The sequence below is a fragment of the Aquabacterium parvum genome (assembly GCF_001447195.1).
GTDB classification, from domain to species: Bacteria; Pseudomonadota; Gammaproteobacteria; order Burkholderiales; family Burkholderiaceae_C; genus Aquabacterium; species Aquabacterium parvum.
Window position 1 is genome coordinate 182,610 of record NZ_LFRI01000516.1, and the last position, 19,147, is coordinate 201,756.

At 65.5% G+C, this 19,147-nt stretch carries 15 protein-coding genes; 12 read left to right on the top strand and 3 right to left on the bottom strand.

The annotated features are described in order from the left end of the window. Positions 1-197 precede the first annotated feature (197 nt). The 11 genes from ABG80_RS19295 (at position 198) to ABG80_RS22180 (ending at position 15,205) form a co-directional block, all read left to right on the top strand. Entirely contained in the window at positions 198-1,361 is a 1,164-nt protein-coding gene (locus ABG80_RS19295) for a ribonucleotide-diphosphate reductase subunit beta (RefSeq protein WP_058089175.1), read from the top strand. A gap of 162 nt (positions 1,362-1,523) precedes the next feature. After that, positions 1,524-2,006 (top strand): hypothetical protein, encoded by a 483-nt coding sequence (locus ABG80_RS19300; protein ID WP_058089176.1) that lies wholly within the window; start codon positions 1,524-1,526, stop codon positions 2,004-2,006. A gap of 109 nt (positions 2,007-2,115) precedes the next feature. Next, on the top strand, positions 2,116-2,460 hold the full coding sequence (locus tag ABG80_RS19305) for a DUF167 domain-containing protein (protein WP_083506288.1): 345 nt from the start codon (positions 2,116-2,118) through the stop codon (positions 2,458-2,460). A gap of 116 nt (positions 2,461-2,576) precedes the next feature. Beyond that, on the top strand, positions 2,577-2,768 hold the full coding sequence (locus ABG80_RS19310) for a hypothetical protein (protein WP_058089177.1): 192 nt from the start codon (positions 2,577-2,579) through the stop codon (positions 2,766-2,768). Between the two features lie 168 nt (positions 2,769-2,936). After that, positions 2,937-4,601 (top strand): energy-dependent translational throttle protein EttA, encoded by a 1,665-nt coding sequence (gene ettA / locus ABG80_RS19315; protein WP_058089178.1) that lies wholly within the window; start codon positions 2,937-2,939, stop codon positions 4,599-4,601. A 264-nt stretch (positions 4,602-4,865) separates the two neighbouring features. After that, the gene (locus ABG80_RS19320; RefSeq protein WP_058089179.1) at positions 4,866-5,891 is read left to right on the top strand and encodes a hypothetical protein; all 1,026 of its coding nucleotides are present in this window, start codon (positions 4,866-4,868) and stop codon (positions 5,889-5,891) included. Between the two features lie 204 nt (positions 5,892-6,095). Continuing rightward, positions 6,096-7,148, top strand: coding sequence for a putative solute-binding protein (locus ABG80_RS19325; RefSeq protein WP_083506290.1), 1,053 nt, complete (start codon positions 6,096-6,098; stop codon positions 7,146-7,148). A 126-nt stretch (positions 7,149-7,274) separates the two neighbouring features. Continuing rightward, on the top strand, positions 7,275-9,422 hold the full coding sequence (locus ABG80_RS19330) for a TRAP transporter large permease subunit (protein ID WP_083506291.1): 2,148 nt from the start codon (positions 7,275-7,277) through the stop codon (positions 9,420-9,422). 109 nt (positions 9,423-9,531) lie between these two features. After that, positions 9,532-12,276 carry a zinc-dependent metalloprotease gene (locus ABG80_RS19335; RefSeq protein ID WP_058089182.1) on the top strand — a complete coding sequence of 915 codons (2,745 nt, stop codon included), beginning with the start codon at positions 9,532-9,534 and terminating at the stop codon, positions 12,274-12,276. 158 nt (positions 12,277-12,434) lie between these two features. Next, positions 12,435-14,552 (top strand): ATP-dependent DNA helicase, encoded by a 2,118-nt coding sequence (locus ABG80_RS19340; protein ID WP_058089183.1) that lies wholly within the window; start codon positions 12,435-12,437, stop codon positions 14,550-14,552. Next, entirely contained in the window at positions 14,549-15,205 is a 657-nt protein-coding gene (locus ABG80_RS22180; protein ID WP_152987753.1) for a Crp/Fnr family transcriptional regulator, read from the top strand. Before ABG80_RS19340 ends, ABG80_RS22180 begins: the two co-directional genes overlap by 4 nt. On the opposite strand, the gene ABG80_RS19345 is transcribed toward ABG80_RS22180, so the two are convergent. The 3 genes from ABG80_RS19345 to panB all read right to left on the bottom strand — a co-directional run bounded on the left by ABG80_RS19345 (position 15,111) and on the right by panB (position 17,743). Continuing rightward, positions 15,111-15,890: a hypothetical protein gene (locus tag ABG80_RS19345; protein ID WP_058089184.1), complete on the bottom strand. Its 780-nt coding sequence runs from the start codon at positions 15,888-15,890 to the stop codon at positions 15,111-15,113. The genes ABG80_RS22180 and ABG80_RS19345 overlap by 95 nt on opposite strands. Positions 15,891-16,027: 137 nt before the next feature. After that, on the bottom strand, positions 16,028-16,903 hold the full coding sequence (panC, locus tag ABG80_RS19350; RefSeq protein ID WP_058089185.1) for a pantoate--beta-alanine ligase: 876 nt from the start codon (positions 16,901-16,903) through the stop codon (positions 16,028-16,030). A gap of 15 nt (positions 16,904-16,918) precedes the next feature. Next, a complete protein-coding gene (gene panB, locus ABG80_RS19355; protein ID WP_058089186.1) occupies positions 16,919-17,743 on the bottom strand; it encodes a 3-methyl-2-oxobutanoate hydroxymethyltransferase in 825 nt (274 codons plus the stop codon). A gap of 185 nt (positions 17,744-17,928) precedes the next feature. On the opposite strand from panB, the gene ABG80_RS19360 reads away from it, so the two are divergent. Continuing rightward, positions 17,929-19,128 carry a PQQ-dependent sugar dehydrogenase gene (locus ABG80_RS19360; RefSeq protein WP_083506293.1) on the top strand — a complete coding sequence of 400 codons (1,200 nt, stop codon included), beginning with the start codon at positions 17,929-17,931 and terminating at the stop codon, positions 19,126-19,128. The last annotated feature ends 19 nt before the right edge of the window (positions 19,129-19,147 follow it).

Here is a 19,147-nt window from a genome sequence, read left to right on the forward strand (position 1 = left end):
TGGGGCCGCAAAGCCCCATGTCATCGGCCCTTCAAGGCGATGACATGCGGGAAGCCCCTTGCCTCCGACATCGCGCCACGGCCCTCATTCGATGCGATCCCGCAACAAACATGAGGTCACTTGGCTCGTCGATGTCAAGAAGTGCTTGGTGTTTTTCACAACACCCTTCCATAATCCGATCCCATAGGAAGTCAACCATGCTGGTCTGGGAAGACGATTCGTCCAACTCCTCATCCAAGTCTCCTGCTTCCGTGTCGAACGCCTCCGGCGCAACACGGGACACGGCCTCGTCGCCTCTCGCTTCGTCGATGAACAACGCGACCCAGGCCACCAGCGCATCCACCCGTCGCGTCAACGTTGCCGACAAGCGCATCATCAACGGCCAGACCGACGTCAATCAGTTGGTGCCGTTCAAGTACAAGTGGGCTTGGGAAAAGTACCTCGCCACCTGCGCCAACCACTGGATGCCGCAAGAGGTCAACATGTCGCGAGACATCGCGCTGTGGAAAGACCCGAACGGTCTGAGCGAAGACGAGCGCCGCATCATCAAGCGCAACCTCGGCTTCTTCGTCACCGCCGACTCGCTGGCCGCCAACAACATCGTGCTGGGCACCTACCGCCACATCACGGCGCCCGAGTGCCGCCAGTTCCTGCTGCGCCAGGCTTTTGAAGAAGCCATCCACACCCACGCTTACCAATACATCGTTGAAAGCCTGGGCCTGGATGAGTCCGAAATCTTCAACGCCTACAACGAAGTTCAGTCCATCCGCGACAAGGATGAGTTCCTGATCCCCTTCATCGAAGCGATCATGAACCCCGACTTCAAGACGGGCACGACCGAGAACGACCAGACGCTGCTGAAGTCGCTGATCGTCTTCGCCTGCCTGATGGAAGGCCTGTTCTTCTACGTCGGCTTCACGCAGATCCTGGCCCTGGGCCGCCAGAACAAGATGACGGGCGCTGCCGAGCAGTACCAATACATCCTGCGCGACGAGTCGATGCACTGCAACTTCGGCATCGACCTCATCAACCAGCTCAAGCTTGAAAACCCGCACCTCTGGACTGCGCAATTCAAGGCCGAAATCAAGGCGCTGTTCATCAAAGCAGTCGAACTCGAATACCGATACGCTGAAGACACCATGCCCCGTGGTGTGCTGGGACTCAACGCATCGATGTTCAAGGGCTACCTGCGCTACATCGCCAACCGCCGCGCCACCCAGATCGGGCTGGAGGAACTCTTCCCCAATGAAGAGAACCCCTTCCCCTGGATGAGCGAAATGATCGACCTGAAGAAGGAACGCAACTTCTTCGAAACCCGAGTCATCGAATACCAGTCGGGCGGAGCCCTGTCCTGGGACTGATCCGCGATCTGCCGCAAAGAGCAGACGCAAGTCCCGAGGGCGCCGACCTGGCGTACCCCGTTCATCACACCGCGTCCAGATCCTAGGGGGCGTCGGGTGATGGATGCCTGAGCCGCACTCCTGCGGCCCAGTGCTCTTTGCAACTTGATCAAGGAGATACGTATGGCAACTGCGAAAAAAGTGGCAACCAAGAAGGCTGCTGCACCCAAGAAGGCCGCTGTGAAGAAGGCCCCCGCCAAGAAGGCTGCTGTCAAGAAGCCTGCCGCCAAGAAGGTTGCAGTGAAGAAGGCCGCGCCCGCCAAGAAGGTCGCGGTCAAGAAGGCTGCAGTGAAGAAGGCCGCAGTCAAGAAGGCTGCCGTCAAGAAGCCCGCAGCCAAGAAGGTTGCAGTGAAGAAGGCCGCCGCCCCCAAGAAGGCTGCTGCCCCGAAGAAGGCTGCTGCGCCCAAGAAGGCCGCAGTGAAGAAGGCCGCTGCCCCCAAGAAGGCTGCAGCCAAGCCCGCCGCGAAGCCGGCCGCCAAGAAGGCTGCTGCGAAGAAGCCTGCTGCCAAGCCTGCCCCTGCGAAAAAGGCTGCTGCTGCCCCTGCTGCCAAGACCACGCTGAGCCCTCAGGCTGCTTGGCCTTTCCCCACCGGCAACAAGCCCTGATGACGGGTGGCGCCCTGAGCGATCGGGACGCCTTGTCCGATGAGCCCGGCTTCGGCCGGGCTTTTTCTTTGTGCGCACCCTGGGTGTCCGCCCATGCGCCTCCACGAACATGAGCCAGCCCCATCCATGGCCCTGCCTGCGTGTCGAAACATCGGGCAAAGGCAAACAAATCTGCACGCGCGTCATCCTCGACATCAGCGTCTCACCGAATGCCCCGCGCACAGAGGTGACAGGCTGGCACGACGGCGCCCTGCGACTGAGGCTGTCGGCCCCACCTGTGGACGGCGCAGCCAACGATGCCATCCGCAAATGGCTCGCCCAGCAACTCGGCGTCACCCAATCCCAGGTCGAGCTGCTGAGGGGGCAGACTTCGCGTCGAAAGCAATGGGCGATCGACATCGACGAAGCCAGCACCTGCCGCTGGCTGGCATCCATGCCCACATTGCAAAACTGAGCGCCGCATGCCGCAAGCGCCCGGCAGAACCCCTCAATCAGGCGCTACCCCCTCCACGCCAGCCTCTCCAGAATCATGCTGTGGTCGCCCAATGGCCACTTCACAGGAGAAGCACCATGTCGAGCGAACGCCACTTCGAGCCCAGTCCCGCCCAGGTGGCCGAGATGCAAGATGCGCTCTTCAGCCTGCGTGACGGCCTGATGCGCCTGAAGATGTCCCTGCTGGAGCTCGCCGAGATGACAGACGAAGGCGGTCAGCGCGCTGCAGCGGCCGAAACGCAAGCCCTGCTCCAGCGCCTGCGCGCCTGATCAACGCCGAACGCGGCGCCAACCATCTCAGGCTTGCCGCGCCCCGACGCACCGAACTGAGCCCCTCACATGAACGCGCCTCCAGGGGCGCGTTCTGCCTCGTGAAATCCTGCGGATGCCTTAAGCTACGCGGTTTGACGAAAGACACTCGCTTTTCGCGAGCCTGCCATGGCCCAGTACGTTTTCACCATGAACCGCGTCGGGAAGATCGTTCCCCCGAAGCGGCAGATCCTCAAAGACATCACCCTGAGCTTCTTCCCCGGCGCCAAGATCGGCGTCTTGGGCGTGAACGGCTCGGGCAAGTCCACCTTCCTGAAAATCATGGCGGGCGTGGACAAGGACATCGAGGGCGAAGCCGTCCCGATGCCCGGTATCAAGATCGGCTACCTGCCGCAAGAGCCGCAGATGAACCCCGAGCAGACGGTGCGCGAGGCCGTTGAAGAGGGCATCGGCGGCGTGCTGGCCGCCAAGAAGCGCCTCGACGAGGTGTACGCGGCCTATGCCGACGAAAACGCCGACTTCGATGCCCTGGCCGCCGAGCAAGGCGAGCTGGAAGCCATCATCGCCGCCGGCGGCTCCGAGAACACCGACCTGCAACTGGAGCTGGCCGCGGACGCCCTGCGCCTGCCCGCCTGGGACGCCATCATCGGCAACCTCTCCGGCGGTGAAAAGCGCCGCGTGGCCCTGTGCCGCCTGCTGCTGTCCAAGCCCGACATGCTGCTGCTCGACGAGCCCACCAACCACTTGGACGCCGAGTCCGTGGACTGGCTGGAGCAGTTCCTCAGCCGCTTCTCCGGCACCGTGGTGGCCATCACCCACGATCGCTACTTCCTGGACAACGCCGCCGAGTGGATCCTCGAACTCGACCGCGGCGCCGGCCACCCCTACAAGGGCAACTACTCCGACTGGCTCGACGCCAAGGGCAAGCGCCTGGAGCAGGAGCAAAAGACCGAAGACGCCCGCGCCAAGGCCTTGAAGGTCGAGCTGGAATGGGTGCGCAAGAACGCCAAGGGCCGCCAAGCCAAGAGCAAGGCCCGCCTGGCCCGATTCGAAGAGCTGAGCGACGTCGAATACCAAAAGCGCAACGAAACGAACGAAATCTTCATCCCCGTGGCCGAGCGCCTGGGCAACGAAGTCATCGAGTTCAAGAACGTCACCAAGTCCTTTGGTGACCGCATGCTGATCGACAACCTGAGCTTCAAGGTGCCGGCTGGCGCCATCGTCGGCATCATCGGCCCCAACGGCGCCGGCAAATCGACGCTGTTCCGCATGATCCAGGGTGTCGAGACCCCGGACAGCGGCGAAGTGGTCATCGGCAAGACCGCTCAACTGGCCTTCGTCGACCAGAGCCGCGAAGGCCTGGATGGCAGCAAGACCGTGTGGGAAGACGTCTCGGGTGGCCTGGACAACATCGTCGTGGGCAAGTTCGTGATGCCCTCGCGCGCCTACATCGGCCGCTTTAACTTCAAGGGCAACGACCAGCAAAAGCTGGTGGGCAACCTCTCGGGCGGTGAGCGCGGTCGCCTGCACCTGGCCAAGACCCTGGCCCAGGGCGGCAACGTGCTGATGCTCGACGAACCGTCGAACGACCTGGACGTTGAAACCCTGCGCGCCCTGGAAGACGCCCTGCTGGAGTTCGCCGGCAGCGCCATGATCATCTCCCACGACCGCTGGTTCCTCGACCGCATCTGCACGCACATCCTGGCGTGCGAAGGCGACTCGCAGTGGTTCTTCTTCGACGGCAACTACCAGGAATACGAAGCCGACAAGAAGAAGCGCCTGGGCGAAGAAGGCGCGCGCCCCAAGCGCGTGCGCTTCAAACCCATCCGCTGACATGCCACGCGCCAACCACAGCCCCGCACAAGCCCGCGCTCGACGCGGGCTTTTTTGTGCCTGAGTGAAACGGAGATGGGGCACACCATGAGGGGGATCGGGGGCTTTCCCTGATGCGACAAAGCCGGCCGCACAGAGATGCACAGATAGAATTTCCAGGACTTATTTGGCACCTGCCGCCAACCCGCGAGATCACGGAAATGCGCCCGCGCACCACCCTCGAACGCGGGCAGCCAACACGACGAATCTTGCTGGAGACCCTTGATGACCGCACGGATCACACGCCTGCTGACCACCACCGCCTTGGCCATCTCGGCCCTCACCATGGGCGGTTGTGCCCTGATCGAATCGAATGTCAGCAGCACCACGCTGTCCATCATCGAAGACGGCTTCACGCCGCCGACGCTGAAGATGGGCGACGTTGAAATGGCCTGCAACTTCTCGGTGGTCAACACCCCGCTGGTGGGTGCCGCACGCAATTTCTACGGCGACCCCTCCCTGATCGAAACGGTGATGCTGTCTTCGGCCGGCGTGTGCTCCGAGAACCAGGCCATGACCGACGAGATGCGCTACCTGCGCGCCTCGCGTGACAAGCGCGCCGACGAGGCCCTGGACGCCCGCATCGCCCAGAAGCGTCACCTGACGACCGCTGCCCATCGCCAGTACGCTGCCTTCACACGCATGCGCGACAAGCTGGAGCAAAAGTACTTCTTCAAGTACGGCAGCAACTGCCCTGCTTTCAAGCGCGACTTCGATGAGCTGGTGTACCTGCTGGGCTCGGTCGCCGGCCTGCAAGCCATGCAGAACGACATCGCCGCGCAGCAAGCCGTTGGCGTGCCCACCGACACCGCGCCCATCGTCGAGCGCGCCCTGGGCTGCCTGGACAACAACAAGTGGTGGGGTGCCCCTCAAGCCGCCCGCGCCACGGTCTGGAGCATCATCCCCGGCGGTGGCGAAGGCAAGGACATCAAGGGCACTTTCGAAGCCAGCATGAAGCTGGGCGAAGCCAAGGGTGTGCGCCTGGCTCACGTGATGGCCGCCGTCGCCGCCCAATCGACCGATGACAACGCCCGCCTGCGTGAACTCATCAAGCGCTTCTCGTCGGCTCCGGGCTTCACCCCGAACAAGGACTACCGCCTGATCGACGCCATCGCCGAATCCCAGATCCAGAACATCTCGGACCGCATGTGGACGCAAAACGCCGGCACCCGCACGCCCATCGCATCGCTGGGCAAGTTCTGGGACGACAAGGCCGGCGGCGACATCGACGCCGACAGCTTCCTGAAGTGATCTGACAGGCTGACGCCTCAGATGCGGGTAATCCCTTCCCTCGCTCAGGCGGGGAAGGGTTTACCTCGGGAAACGATCTGCCCGATATAGTTACAAAACAAGATGTCAGATCGCGACAGCGGTCATGACACCGCCTGATGCGCAGGCACACAGCCGAGGGCCCTCAGAGATGAGGCCCTCTGTTTTTTGCACCGAGGAGACTTCATGAAATTGGTCAATACGACGAGCAAGATGGGCATGGCTGCGCTGATGGCGTGCGCCATGGCTGCCCCGGCCCAGGCGGGTCAGAAAATTTGTGTTTACGACCTGCTGGGCACCTCTGGCGACCTGTTCAACATGGCCAAGGATTACGCCGTGGCCATGCAAAAGCACGGCGCGGCCCTCGAGCTCAAGGGCTACACCGACGAGCGCGTGGCCTCCGAGGACTACCGCACCGGTCAGTGCGATGCTTTCATCGCCACAGCCTTCCGCACACGCCAGTTCAACGCCGTGGCCGGCGCGGTTGACACCCTGGGCGCCACCACCATCGTTCGCGACGGCAAGATCAACATCGCCGACAGCTACGAAGTCGTGCGCAAGGTCATCCAGACTTACAGCGCGCCGCAAGCCAGCAAGCTGATGGTTGACGGCATCCACGAAGTCGGCGGCATCCTGCCCCTGGGCGCGGCCTACCCGGTGGTCAACGACCGCAAGATCAACACCGTCGAAGCCCTGGCTGGCAAGCGCATCGCCTCGTTCGACTACGACAAGGCCCAGGCCGTGATGATCCAGCGCATCGGCGCGCAGCCGGTGTCGGCCGACATCACCAACTTCTCGACCAAGTTCAACAATGGCTCGGTGGACATGATTGCCGCACCGACGCTGGCTTACAAGCCGCTGGAGCTGCACAAGGGCATCGGCAAGAACGGCGCCATCGCCCGCTTCCCGATCCTGATCCTCACCTACCAGGTCATCCTCAACAAGACCAAGTTCCCCGAAGGCTTTGGCCTGCATTCGCGTCAGTACTGGCTGGGCCAGTTCGACCGCGCGCTGCAACTCATCAAGCAGGCCGATGCCGGCATCCCGCCCGGCACCTGGATGGACCTCACCCCAGAGAACTCCTACAAGTACACGCTGATGCTGCGTGAGTCCCGCATCGACATCGCCGAAAAGGGCCTGTACGACAAGCGGGGCCTGAAGGTGATCAAGAAGATCCGCTGCAACGTGAACCCGGGAGACCCGGAGTGCGCCACCAAGTCCGAAGAAGACTGGAAGTGAGCAATTGACCCACAGGGGCCCCGTGCTTTGACACCGGGCCCCTGACGCCATCCTGCACCCTGACCGAGGGCGCCAAGCCTGACGCCCTCACCGCTGCGCGACCTTCGCAGCCTGCCCCAGCTCCCCATGAACACTCCTGCATCTCGTTCTCTCCTGGGCCGCAGCCCCATGGAGTGGCTCTCCAGCCTGCCCGTCTTCATCCTGCTGCTCCTGACCCTGATCATCGGCACCGGTGAAATGGTGCACGGCCAGCTGCTGCGCCTGGGCGAATCCATGTTTGGCGACCCCTCGGCCCAGGTCCAGTACTTCATGCTGCGCGCCGAGCCGACCAAGCCCGAGTGCGACGCCAACGTCGACATCGACGCCGAGCTGGCTCGCCAGTCCGCAGCCCCGTCGGGTGGCGGTGACGACATCGACGACCTGTTCGGTGACAAGCCCGCGGCCGACCCGGCCATGATGCGCAAGTCCATCGAGCAGGCGCGCGAGATCTGCCGCCTCAAGCACGAGCTCTACACCAAAGTCGCCGAGCGTCAGACGCCGCAGGTCAAGATCTATCGCACGATCGAAACCAGCTTCTTCGGTCTGTTCCAGATCGGCACCGAGAACCGCCCGCTGATCCTGCTGCTGATGGTGGCCATCTCGGCCATCACCACCACGCTGGGCTTTCACCACATCGGCATCCGCACCGGTCACTACACGCGGGACTACATCGCCCAGACCTGGTCCCAGGTCGCCGCCTGCGGTCTGCTGCTGCTGTCTTGCGTTCGCTACTACCAGATCCTGCAAGCCAGCGGGGGCGCCATCGAGGGCGAGATCCTGCACTTCGTCTGGATCGGGCTGTTCAGCGTCCTGCTGCTGATCAACCTGTGGCGCGTGGTGCGCATGCCCAAGTCGCCCAATGGCGAGGGTGACTGGGGCACGGCCCTGCTGTCGGTGCCGCTGTACGCCAACATGGCCATCATCGCTGGCGTGTACTTCCTGATCGAAGGTCACGAAGCCGGTCTGGCGATCTACATCAGCCAGATGATGGCCCTGCCCAGCATCTTCATGAACCTGGCGCTGTTCATCTGGGCGGGCATGCTGCTCAAGCAAAGCCGCATCGTCGACCTGGTGCTGGACGTCATCCGTCCCTGGAACCTGTCGCCACAGCTGCTGACCTACCTCATCCTGATCGGCGCCTCGTACGGCACGGCCTACACCGGTGCTTCGGGCATCTTCGTGATCGCAGCCGGCGGCGTGATCTACCACGAGATCCGTGCATCCGGCGGCACCAAACAGTTCGCCCTGGCGGCCACCGCCATGTCGGGCTCGCTGGGCGTGGTGCTGCGCCCTTGCCTGCTCATCGTGCTGATCGCGGCGCTCAACAAGCAGGTGACCACCAACGGCCTTTACCACTGGGGCTTCTACGTCTTCCTGTCCACCTCGACGCTGTTCTTCATCGTCTCGCAACTGCTGCGCACCGAGCGCGCCGCCATCGAGTCGCCACGCGTGGCCATCCCGGCCATGTTCGCCAAGATGGTGCCCGTGCTGCCCTACGCAGCCGTGGCCGTGGTCATCGTGTTCATCTACGAGTTCGGTCTGGACACCAAGCTCAACGAGATCACGGCCCCGACCATCGTGCCGGTGATGCTGATGCTGATCCTCGTCTTCGACAAGGTGCTCAACAAGGGCAAGAGCGAGCTCACGCCCGACTATGCCAGCCACCGCCAGGAAGGTGTCGAGAAGTCGGTGCGCTACGCCACCACCGAGACCATCAGCCACGTGGGTGCACTGCTCAGCTTGATGATGCTGTCGCTGGCCATCGGTGGTGTCATCGAGCGTTCGGACGTCATGCACCTGTTCCCACAGGTCTTCGACAGCCACTGGACGGCGATGGTGTTCCTGGTGCTGGTGATGGTGTTCCTGGGCATGGTGATGGACCCCTTCGGCGCGGCCGTGCTGGTGTCCGGCACGCTGGCGCCGGTGGCCTACGCCAACGGCATCGACCCGCTGCACTTCTGGATGATGGTGCTGGTGGCTTTCGAGCTGGGTTACCTGACACCGCCCGTGGCGCTGAACCAGCTCCTGACCCGCCAGGTCATCGGCGAAGACGAGGTCTCGAGCGCCGATGCCGAGGTGCGTCACCTGGGCTTCTTCCGTCGCTACGAGCGCTGGATCCTGCCGCTCATCGTGATGAGCGTCGGCCTGAGCCTGGTCGCCTTCGGCCCGTTGGCGGTGCAAGACTTCCCGGTCCTGGCTCCGCTGGTGGATTGGCTGCCTCACCCGCCCCAATGAGCTCGGCCGTGATGGCCTGAGTCCCCCTGAAAGGCCGGCGCTGTCCAACGACACGCCGGCCTTTCTGTTGGCGCCAATCCACTTACCCGCCCGGTGTTATGGTTTGAAGATGAGCCATCGCAGCCCCGACATCGCGCCCTTGAACCCACGTCGCGCCCAGCCCTGGTGGCTGCCCAGCCTGATTGCGCTGCTGGCCCTGAGCGCCTGCGCCACATCGCCTCAGCCTTCGGGCAACGCGACACCAGCCCCAACCCCAACCCCAGCTGCAGCGGCCGCCACGCCCCCGTCGCCGTCGGGTGCGCCTGCGAGCTTCGAATCCCTGACCCGAGGTGCCACGCGCAGCCCTGGCCTGCTGCCCATCTGGCGCAAGCAGGACAAGGTGTGGGTCGAGATCCCGGCCAAGCTGATCGGTCAGCCCTTGTTCCTGTCGCCCAAAATCGCCAGCGGCATTGGCGAGGGTGGCGTGCTCGGCGGCCTGATGCAAAGCCGCTGGGCCCAGGTCGGTCGGCCGCAGTGGGTGACGTTTCGGCGCGTGCAGCAGCAAGTGCAATTGCTTGCCGTGAACGCCAGCTACACCGCCGCGGCCGGCACGCCACAGGCCCGTGCGGTGGAGGCCGCCTTCTCTCCCAGCCTCATCGTCGCAGCGCCCCTGGCCAGCGCCGCCGACCCGGCCACCGGTGCCGTGCTCGTTGATGCGTCGGCCCTGTGGCTCAACGACTGGCTGGGCATCGGCGCGCACCTGCAGCGCCAGTACCGACAGGGTCACGCTTTCGACGCGCGCCAGTCTCAGGTCGTCCAGGCCCGGCAGGTGGACGGCACAACGGTGTTCGAGGTGCAACAGCATTTCGCCACCGCGTCCATCAACACCTCGCCCGGCTCCGCAGCACCCGGCATGCCGGCGCCCGCCCTGCCCCGCACCCTGCCTGACCCGCGCAGCCTGTTCGTGCAGGTTCACCACAGCCTGAGCGCCCTGCCCGAGCAGCCCATGCGCAAGCGCCCCGCCGACGCACGCGTGGGCTACTTCTCGACCACCGTGGTGGACTTCACGGACGACCTTTCGCGCACACCGCGCAAGCAGTACATCAGCCGCTGGCGCCTTCAAAAGCAGGACCCAGCCGCCGCACGCTCCAAGCCCGTCCAGCCCATTGTGTTCTGGCTCGACGCCAGCATCCCCGAGGCTTACCGCGCCACCATTCGCGAGGGTGTGCTGGCCTGGAACCTGGCGTTTGACGCCATTGGCTACCAGGACGCCATCGAAGTGCGCCAGGCCACGCCCGAGCAATCGGCCGACAACCTGGCCACCGGCCGCGCCTCCATCCGCTGGATGACCAACGCGCAAGCGCAGTTCGGCGCGATCGGCCCCAGCCACGTCGACCCACGCAGCGGCGAGATCCTCGACGCCGACATCGCCATCGAAAGCCTGACCGTGCGTGGCATGCGGCAACTGCGCAGTCAGTTCATGGCCGACGATGGCGATGACGCCTCGGCCTCGCCAGCCAGCGCGCAACACCATGCAGGCGACGCCTGCGAACACGGCTTGCACGCCGCCGAGCAGCTGGGCACCTGGCTGAGCCTGGCCGAGGCCGACCGCCCAGTCGACCCCGACAGCCCCGAGGTGCAGGCATTCGTGCACGCTTATCTCAAGGATGTCGTCATGCACGAGGTGGGACACGCCTTGGGCCTGCGGCACAACTTCCGGGCCTCGCGCTGGCGCAGCACCGCCCAACTGCTGGACAAGGCACTGACCACGCGCGAAGGCAACAGCGCCTCGGTGATGGACTACGCCGCCGTCAACCTGCCGCCGCCTGGCCAAAGTGGTGGCGCACCTTTTCAGACGACACTCGGCCCCTACGATTTCTGGGCCATCGAATACGGCTACGGCGAGCTGCCCGAGTCCAACGCAGAAGCCGAACGCCAGCTGCGCGACATCGCGCGGCGCAGCGCCGACCCTCGATGGAGCAGGGCTTTGGCCTACGGCAGCGACGAGGACGAGGCCCTGGGCATCGACCCACAGGCCCTGACCTTCGACCTCGGCGACGACCCCCTCGCCTTCGCGCGCAACCGGTTCGCGCTGGCGCAGGACCTCATCGACCGCACCGAACGACGCACTGCCACGCCCCTGGACGACGTGGACCGGCCACGCCGGGCCCTGGCGCACGCGTTGCGGGAATCGGCGCGGGGTGCGCAAGTTCTGATCCGGCAAGTGGGCGGGGTGGTGATCCGCCGCCAAGGGCCTGAGGCCAAGGCCGATGCCATCGACCCACTGCCTGCCGCGCAGCAACGCGAGGCGCTTGCCTTGTTGCTGCAGAGTTGGCTGCGTCCGCAGCCTTTGCGCGTCCCCTCTGCGTTGATGCGCCGCCTGGGCCCGGACACGCTCGACTGGGGCCCCAGCGACTTCGGCTCGATCGGCAAACCCGATGTGTCCATCGCCGATCAGCAGCTGCAGGTTCAACGCTCGGTGCTGAACCAGTTGATGGCCGATGGCCTGGCCGAGAGGCTGCTGGACAACCGAGATCGCACGCAGGACCGCGAGACGCGGCCGCTGCTGCCGCAAGAGCTGCTGCAACGCCTGCAAGACAGCGTCTGGTCGTCTGCCTCATCCCTTGAGGCCAGCGCAGCGAGCTGGCAACGCAACCTCCAGCGCGAGCACACCCTGCGCCTGGCCGCCTCGGTGTTGCGCCCGGCCAGCGCACGCGCCGACGTGCGCGCAGCCCAACGCACCGCCGCCCAAAGCCTGCTGAACCTGTTGCAACAAGCGCCAGGCCGCAGCGCAGAAGACCGTGCCCACCGGCAGGGCTGCATGGAGACGCTGCGCGCTGCGCTCTCGGCGCCTTTGGTGCAGCAAGGGCTGTGAAGGCGAAGCGAAGAGGCGCCCAGGGCACCATGTCCCGCTCCAGCTGCGCAGCATCCAGCCCCAGACACCCGCTCAGGGGCCCACTACCAGGGGAAATGCGCGTGGCGACCTTGGGAGTCGCCGCGTTGACATGACAATGTCAGGCTGAGCGCGCGACCATGGACCCCAACGAACTCCCCCACCTTTTCTCTGCCACCGGCCCCCTGGCCCGGGCGTTCGACGGCTACTGCGAACGCCGCGAACAAATCGAGATGGCTCAGGCTGTGCAAGCCGCCATCCGCGACGCCAGCACCGTCGTGCTCGAAGCGGGCACCGGCGTCGGCAAGACGGCGGCCTACCTCGTGCCAGCCCTGGTCGAAGGCGGCAAGGTCATCGTCTCGACCGGCACCAAGGCCCTGCAGGACCAGCTCTTTCACCGCGACCTGCCCGCTGTGCGCGACGCCTTGGGGCTCCCCGTCAAGGTGGCCCTGCTCAAGGGTCGCAGCAACTACCTGTGCTGGCACCACCTTGACCGCAGCAACCAGGACGCCACCCTGCTGAGCAGCAAGCAGGAAGTGCGAGACCTATCGGCCATCAACCGCTTCGCGCCGCTGAGCAGCACGGGCGACAAGGCCGAGTGCACCAGCGTGCCCGAGCACGCCCCGATCTGGGCACGGGTCACGTCCACGCGCGAGAACTGTCTGGGCAGCGACTGCCCCCGCTACGCCGACTGCTTCGTCGTCAAGGCGCGCCGCGAAGCGCAGGACGCCGACGTCGTCGTGGTCAACCACCACCTCTTCTTTGCCGACCTGATGCTGCGCGAAGAAGGCGTGCCCGAGCTGCTGCCCAACGCCCAGACCATCGTCTTCGACGAAGCCCACCAGTTGCCCGACACGGCCACGCTGTTCTTTGGCGAGACGGTGTCCACCGCGCAGGTGCTCGACCTGGTGCGCGACACGCTCGCCATCGGCCAGGCGCAGGCCCGCGACGCGGCCAAGTGGAACGACATCCTGGCGCCGGTCGAGCGCGCCGCACGCGACCTGCGCCTGTGCTTCGGCCCGCAGTTGCAACGCTTGTCACTGCCGCAACTCAGCCCGGACAACCTGCTCATGCCCACGCTGGCCGAGCTGCAGGACAAGCTGCTGGCCCTGCGCGAGGTGCTCGAGGAAGCGGCCCAGCGCGGCCCGGACCTCGCCAACCTGCACCGCCGCTGCAACGACCTGATTCAGCGCCTCAAGGCATGGGGTGCGCCTGAGCGCGCCCACGAGCCTGAGCTGTGCTGGATCGACGTGGCCAGCCATGGCGTGCAGCTTCACCGCACGCCCATCTCGGTGGCCGATGTGTTCCGCCGCCAGCGCCTCGGACTCGATGCCTCATCGCCCAACGACGAGGCCGAATTCGTCGACGCGTTCGCCAAGGCCGAGACGACGGCATCAGCGGACGAAGTCAGCGAGGACGACGATGAAGAACACGACCTGCAAGCGCTGATGTCTGGTCGAGCCGATGCCCCAGACACCGAGCAGGAAAAGCCACAAGCGCCCCCCCGCCGCGCCTGGGTTTTCACGTCGGCCACGCTCGCCGTCAAGAACGACTTCCGCCACTTCACCGAAGCGCTGGGCCTGGAAGACGCCGCCTGCGCCTCGTGGGCCAGCCCCTACGACTACCCCTCGCAGGCCATGCTGTACGTGCCCGCCGGCCTGCCACTGCCCAACGACCCCACGCACACGGATGCCGTGGTGGACGCCGCCCTGCCACTCATCCGGGCCAACCGGGGTCGTGCGTTCGTGTTGTGCACCAGCCTGCGCGCCGTGGCCCGCGCAGCCGAGCGCCTCAAGCAGGCCTTCCTGGCCGCAGGCGATCCGTTCCCAGTGCTGCAGCAAGGCGAAGCGCCCCGCCCTACCCTGCTCGACGACTTCCGACGCACCGGCAACGCGGTGCTCGTGGGCAGCCACAGCTTCTGGGAAGGCATCGACGTCAAGGGCGATGCGCTCACGCTGGTGGTCATCGACAAGCTTCCCTTTGCACCGCCCGACGACCCGGTGCTGGCCAAACGCCTGGAGATGCTCACCCAGGCCGGCGGCAACGCCTTCATGTCGCACCAGGTGCCCCAGGCCATCATCGCGCTCAAGCAAGGTGCTGGCCGCCTCATCCGCTCGGAGACCGACCGTGGCGTGCTCATGATCTGCGACACGCGCCTGATCGACAAGCCCTACGGCCGCCGAATCTGGCAAAGCCTGCCGCCCATGAAGCGAACCCGCGCCGAAGCCGATGTCGTTGCCTTCCTGGAGACGCTGTGAGCGCCGCTCCTGCCCACATCCCCGCAGCCGAGTGGCAGGCCTTCGTCACCGGCATGAACGCGCTGTCGCCCTTGAACGATGAAGACCTTGCCGACGCCGCCGCGCTTTGTCAGCGCTTGAGCCTGGACAAGGGCCAGGCCCTGTTGCGCGCAGGCGAGCAGGCCAGCCTGGTGGGCTTCGTGGTGTCAGGTGGCCTGCGTGAACACTACGTGCTGGCCGACGGGGGGGAGCGCACCAAGGGCTTCAGCCTGCCCGGCTGGTTCGCCGGCTCGCTCTCGGACCTCATCAGTGGCGATGTCTCCAAGGTGTGGATCGAGGCAGCAGCGCCCACGGTGCTGCTCACCCTGCCCTGGACCGACGTTCGCCGCTGGCAGGAGAGCCGTCCGGCCTGGACGCGCTTTGGCTGGCGCGTGGCCGAGCGGCTCTACATGATGAAGGTCGAGCGCGAATACGAACTGCTGGCAATGGACGCCGCCGCTCGCTTGCACGCCACGCTGGCGCGCTGGCCCACGCTGGAGCAGGTGTTCTCGCAGCGTGACATCGCTTCTTATGTGGGCGTCACGCCCGTGCACCTGAGTCGACTGAGGACGTCGAAATCGACGGGGCAGGCCAAGGCAGGGTTGCCAGCGCCAGGAAGCCCCCCATCACGTTGATCAGCTTGAGCCAGCCCAGCGCCTCGCCCACACCCGGTGTCGCCGCCAGGGCCAGCGCTGCGGCCCCCACCGGCAACTGCCAGGCGATCAAACTGATGCGAAACAGCCGCCAGGGCAAGGCGTCGAACCACAGCGCCACGCCCAAGAGGCAAAAGGCCACGTGGCCCACCAACCACTTCACCGAACTCAGCCATTCACGCGACACCATGGTGTCGTGGCCGATGGCCTGGCCTTGCTCGACCGCGTGCAGCAGGCTGAGCACGTGGTGGTTCTCGATGGCGTCCAGCAGGCCAACGGCCACAGCCATGCCGACGACCCATGGCCCGAGCGCGTGGATGCGCGCTGCGGCCGGCGCGCGGGCTCGCAAGCGCTGCACCAGCAGCAGCGTGGTCGCCACGTAACACGCGATGAACACGTCGTCGAACACGGTCAGCCACCGCAGGTGCTGGGCATGGGCCAGGAAAGACTCGGCCCAGAAAGACGGCGACGAAACGCGCTCGAAGTGCTGCACGTTCAGGCCCGTGGCCCACGACAAGCTCAGCATGGCCAGCAGGCAAAGGGCGCTGGCTGCGGCGAAGGCTCGCATCAGTGTGAGCGAGGGCGCGGTGGCCAAGGCATCGACCCCGGTTGAAGCCGGGGGCCTGGCACCTTCAAGGGGTGGTTGGTTGATGGCAAGGGAAGGCATGCGTGACTCCTGTTCAAAATGGGAGTCCGCAGTCTGGCCGGCTGGGCCCGCCGGCGCATTAACCCATGTTCACGCTGGCAGCGTCGTCACCACCAACGCATCGAGTGCAGCGATCACGGCGCCGACCACGGCGCCAATCACACTTCCAGGTTGTCGATCAAGCGGGTGGTACCCAGCTTGGCCGCCACCAGCGTGACCAATGGTGCGGCCACCAGCCCTTGCGCCAACTCTTGCGCCGTGGCGGGGTGCAGGTCCTTCTGGCGGCGCACCATCACGTAATCAGGTGCCCAGCCACGCGAGCGCAAGCTGTCCATGGCGGACTGTTCCCACTGCGCGAGCAACTCGGGCGTGAGCGAGGCCGCGCCTCGGGCCTGCGACTGGATGCCGCGCAGCAGGCCGATCAGCGCCAAGGCCTCGGCGCGCTCGGCGTCGCTCAGGTAGCCGTTGCGCGACGACAGCGCCAGCCCTTCGGCTGAACGCAAGGTCTCACCGCCCACGATCTCGATGGGCAGCCCCATCTGCGCCACCATGCGGCGGATCACCATCAGCTGCTGGTAGTCCTTCTTGCCGAAGACGGCCAGGCGCGGCTGCACGATGTTGAACAGCTTGTGCACCACGGTGCAAACGCCTGTGAAAAAGCCTGGCCGGAACGCGCCTTCGAGGATGTTGGCCAGCTCGTCGGGCGGCAGCACCTTGTAACCCTGGGGCTCAGGGTAGAGCTCGTCTTCCGCAGGCGCAAACAAGATGTCACAGCCCGCACCGGCCAGCAACTCCGCATCGCGAGCCAGGGTGCGCGGGTAACGGTCGAAGTCTTCGTTGGGGCCGAACTGCAGGCGGTTGACGAAGATGCTGGCCACCACGGGGCTGCCGCTGCCGGCCACGCGCTCGCGGGCCTGGCGAATCAGCGCCAGGTGTCCGTCGTGCAAATTGCCCATGGTGGGCACGAAGGCAGGGCGCGACGGGGCGCGGTCCAGCTCGGCACGCAAATCGGCGATGGTGTGAATGGTTTTCATCGGTGACTCAGGAGATCAGTAGCTGTGCACGGCTTCATCGGGGAAGCTGCCATCCTTGACGGCGGCCACGTAGCGGCGCACGGCGTCATCGGCCGTGCCACCTTCGGCGGCGAAGTTGCGCACGAAGCGCGGCAGCTTGCCACGCGTGAAATGCAGCATGTCGTGCAGCACCAGCACCTGGCCGGCCGTGGCGCTGCCCGCGCCGATGCCGATCGTCATCAAACCCGGGTTGTCGGCCTGCACCTGGGCGGCCACGGCAGAAGGCATGAGCTCGAGCACCATCATGGCGGCGCCGGCTTCAGTCAGTTCCTTGGCGTGGCGACGCATCGTGTCCGCGCCGGCCTGGTCGCGGCCCTGGATGCGGTAGCCGCCCAGCGCGTGCACGCTTTGCGGAGTCAGGCCCAGGTGGGCACACACGGGTATGCCGCGCTCGGTCAGGAAGTGCACGGTCTCGGCCGTCCAGCCACCGCCTTCGAGCTTGACCATGTGTGCGCCGGCCTGCATCAAGGCCACGCTGCTGCGCAAGGCCTGTTCGCGACTCTCTTGGTAACTGCCAAAGGGCAGGTCGCCGATGACCCATGCCGTGCGGTTGCCCCGCACCACGCAGCGCGTGTGATAGGCCATCTCGTCGATGCTCACGGGCACGGTGCTGCTGTGCCCCTGCACGAGCATGCCCAGCGAGTCGCCCACCAGGATGCAATCGACACCGGCCTCATCGACCAGGCGCGCGAAGGTGGCGTCATAAGCCGTGAGCATGGTGATCTTCTCGCCCTTGGTGTGCATCTCGCGCAGGCGGTGCAGCGTCACGGGTTTGCGGGCGGACTCGACGGCGGTGTTCATCTCATGTCTCCTCGGCGGGTGCGGCTTCGCGGGTGCGAAGGTGGGCGCCATGGTGGCTGACCTCTGCCGCAAGTGGCGCCGATTCTAAGGTGGTGAACGTCACCACGCTGACGCCAGCGTCATGTGTCCGATCCGCCTATGATTCGGACATCCCTGGCGCCACAGCTGTCCTGCATCCCTCCGCCATGATTCGACGCTTTTTCACCATCCCCATCGTTGTCACCACGGCCCTGCTCGCTGCGGCCATGGGGTGTGCACTCACCGGCAGTTGCGGCAGCGTCTCTGAGGTGCAAGCCCGTCTCCTGGATGGCCTCAAGGTGGTCACCGTTGCACGCGACCTCGACCACCCCTGGGGCCTGACCTTCCTGCCCGATGGCAAAGCGCTGATCACGGAAAAAGGCGGCCGCATGCGCCTGGTCGCGCTGACGGGGCAACAAGCGCCCCAAGTGATCGAAGGTTTGCCACCTGTTCGCGACGAAGGCCAAGGTGGCCTGCTCGACGTCGCGCTGGACCCCGATTACACGAATCAGCCCTGGGTCTACTGGAGCTACAGCGAAGCAGGCACAGGCCCGGAGGCGCGGCTCAGCGGCACGGCCGTCGCGCGCGGTCAGATCAAGGACGGCCGCATGGCTCAGGTCGAGGTGATCTACCGCCAAAGGCCCAAGGTCGAAGGCAGCGGGCACTTCGGCTCGCGCCTGGTGTTCGCACGGGACAAGACGCTGTTCATCACCCTGGGTGAGCGCCAGAAGGACCAGCCTTCGAAACCGGGGCGCGATCACGCACAGAACGTGGCCTCGGCACTTGGCAAGGTCGTGCGCATCCAGCGCGATAGCGGCATCCCCAACGACAACCCCCGCTTTGCCGGCGCTGGCGCCTTGCCGGAGCTTTGGAGCATCGGCCATCGCAACCCGCAGGGGGCCGCGCTTCACCCTGCCACGGGCGAGCTCTGGATCACGGAACATGGGCCCCAAGGTGGTGACGAGGTCAACCGCGTGCTGCCTGGTCGCAACCACGGCTGGCCGCTGGCGAGCGATGGCTGCCCCTATGGCAGCCTGCCAACGGAGTCATGCCGCGTCAACGGTGGGCGCCACGCACCCGACTTCGAGCCCCCTCTGACGACCTGGGTGCCTTGGTCGATCGCACCCAGCGGCCTGGCCTTCAACACAGGCAAGCGCTACCCAGGGTGGGAAGGTCAGCTGTTCAGTGGCTCGCTCAAGGGTGAAGCCGTCTGGCGCATGACACTGGACGGCAACCGCATCGTCGATCGGGAGCCCTTGCTCAAGGGCCGCATCGGCCGCATCCGCGATGTGCGCATGGGACCGGACGGCTGGCTTTACCTGCTGACCGATGGCGATGGCGGCAGGCTGATCCGACTGGAGCGCTGAGGCACGCGCCCACCGCTTG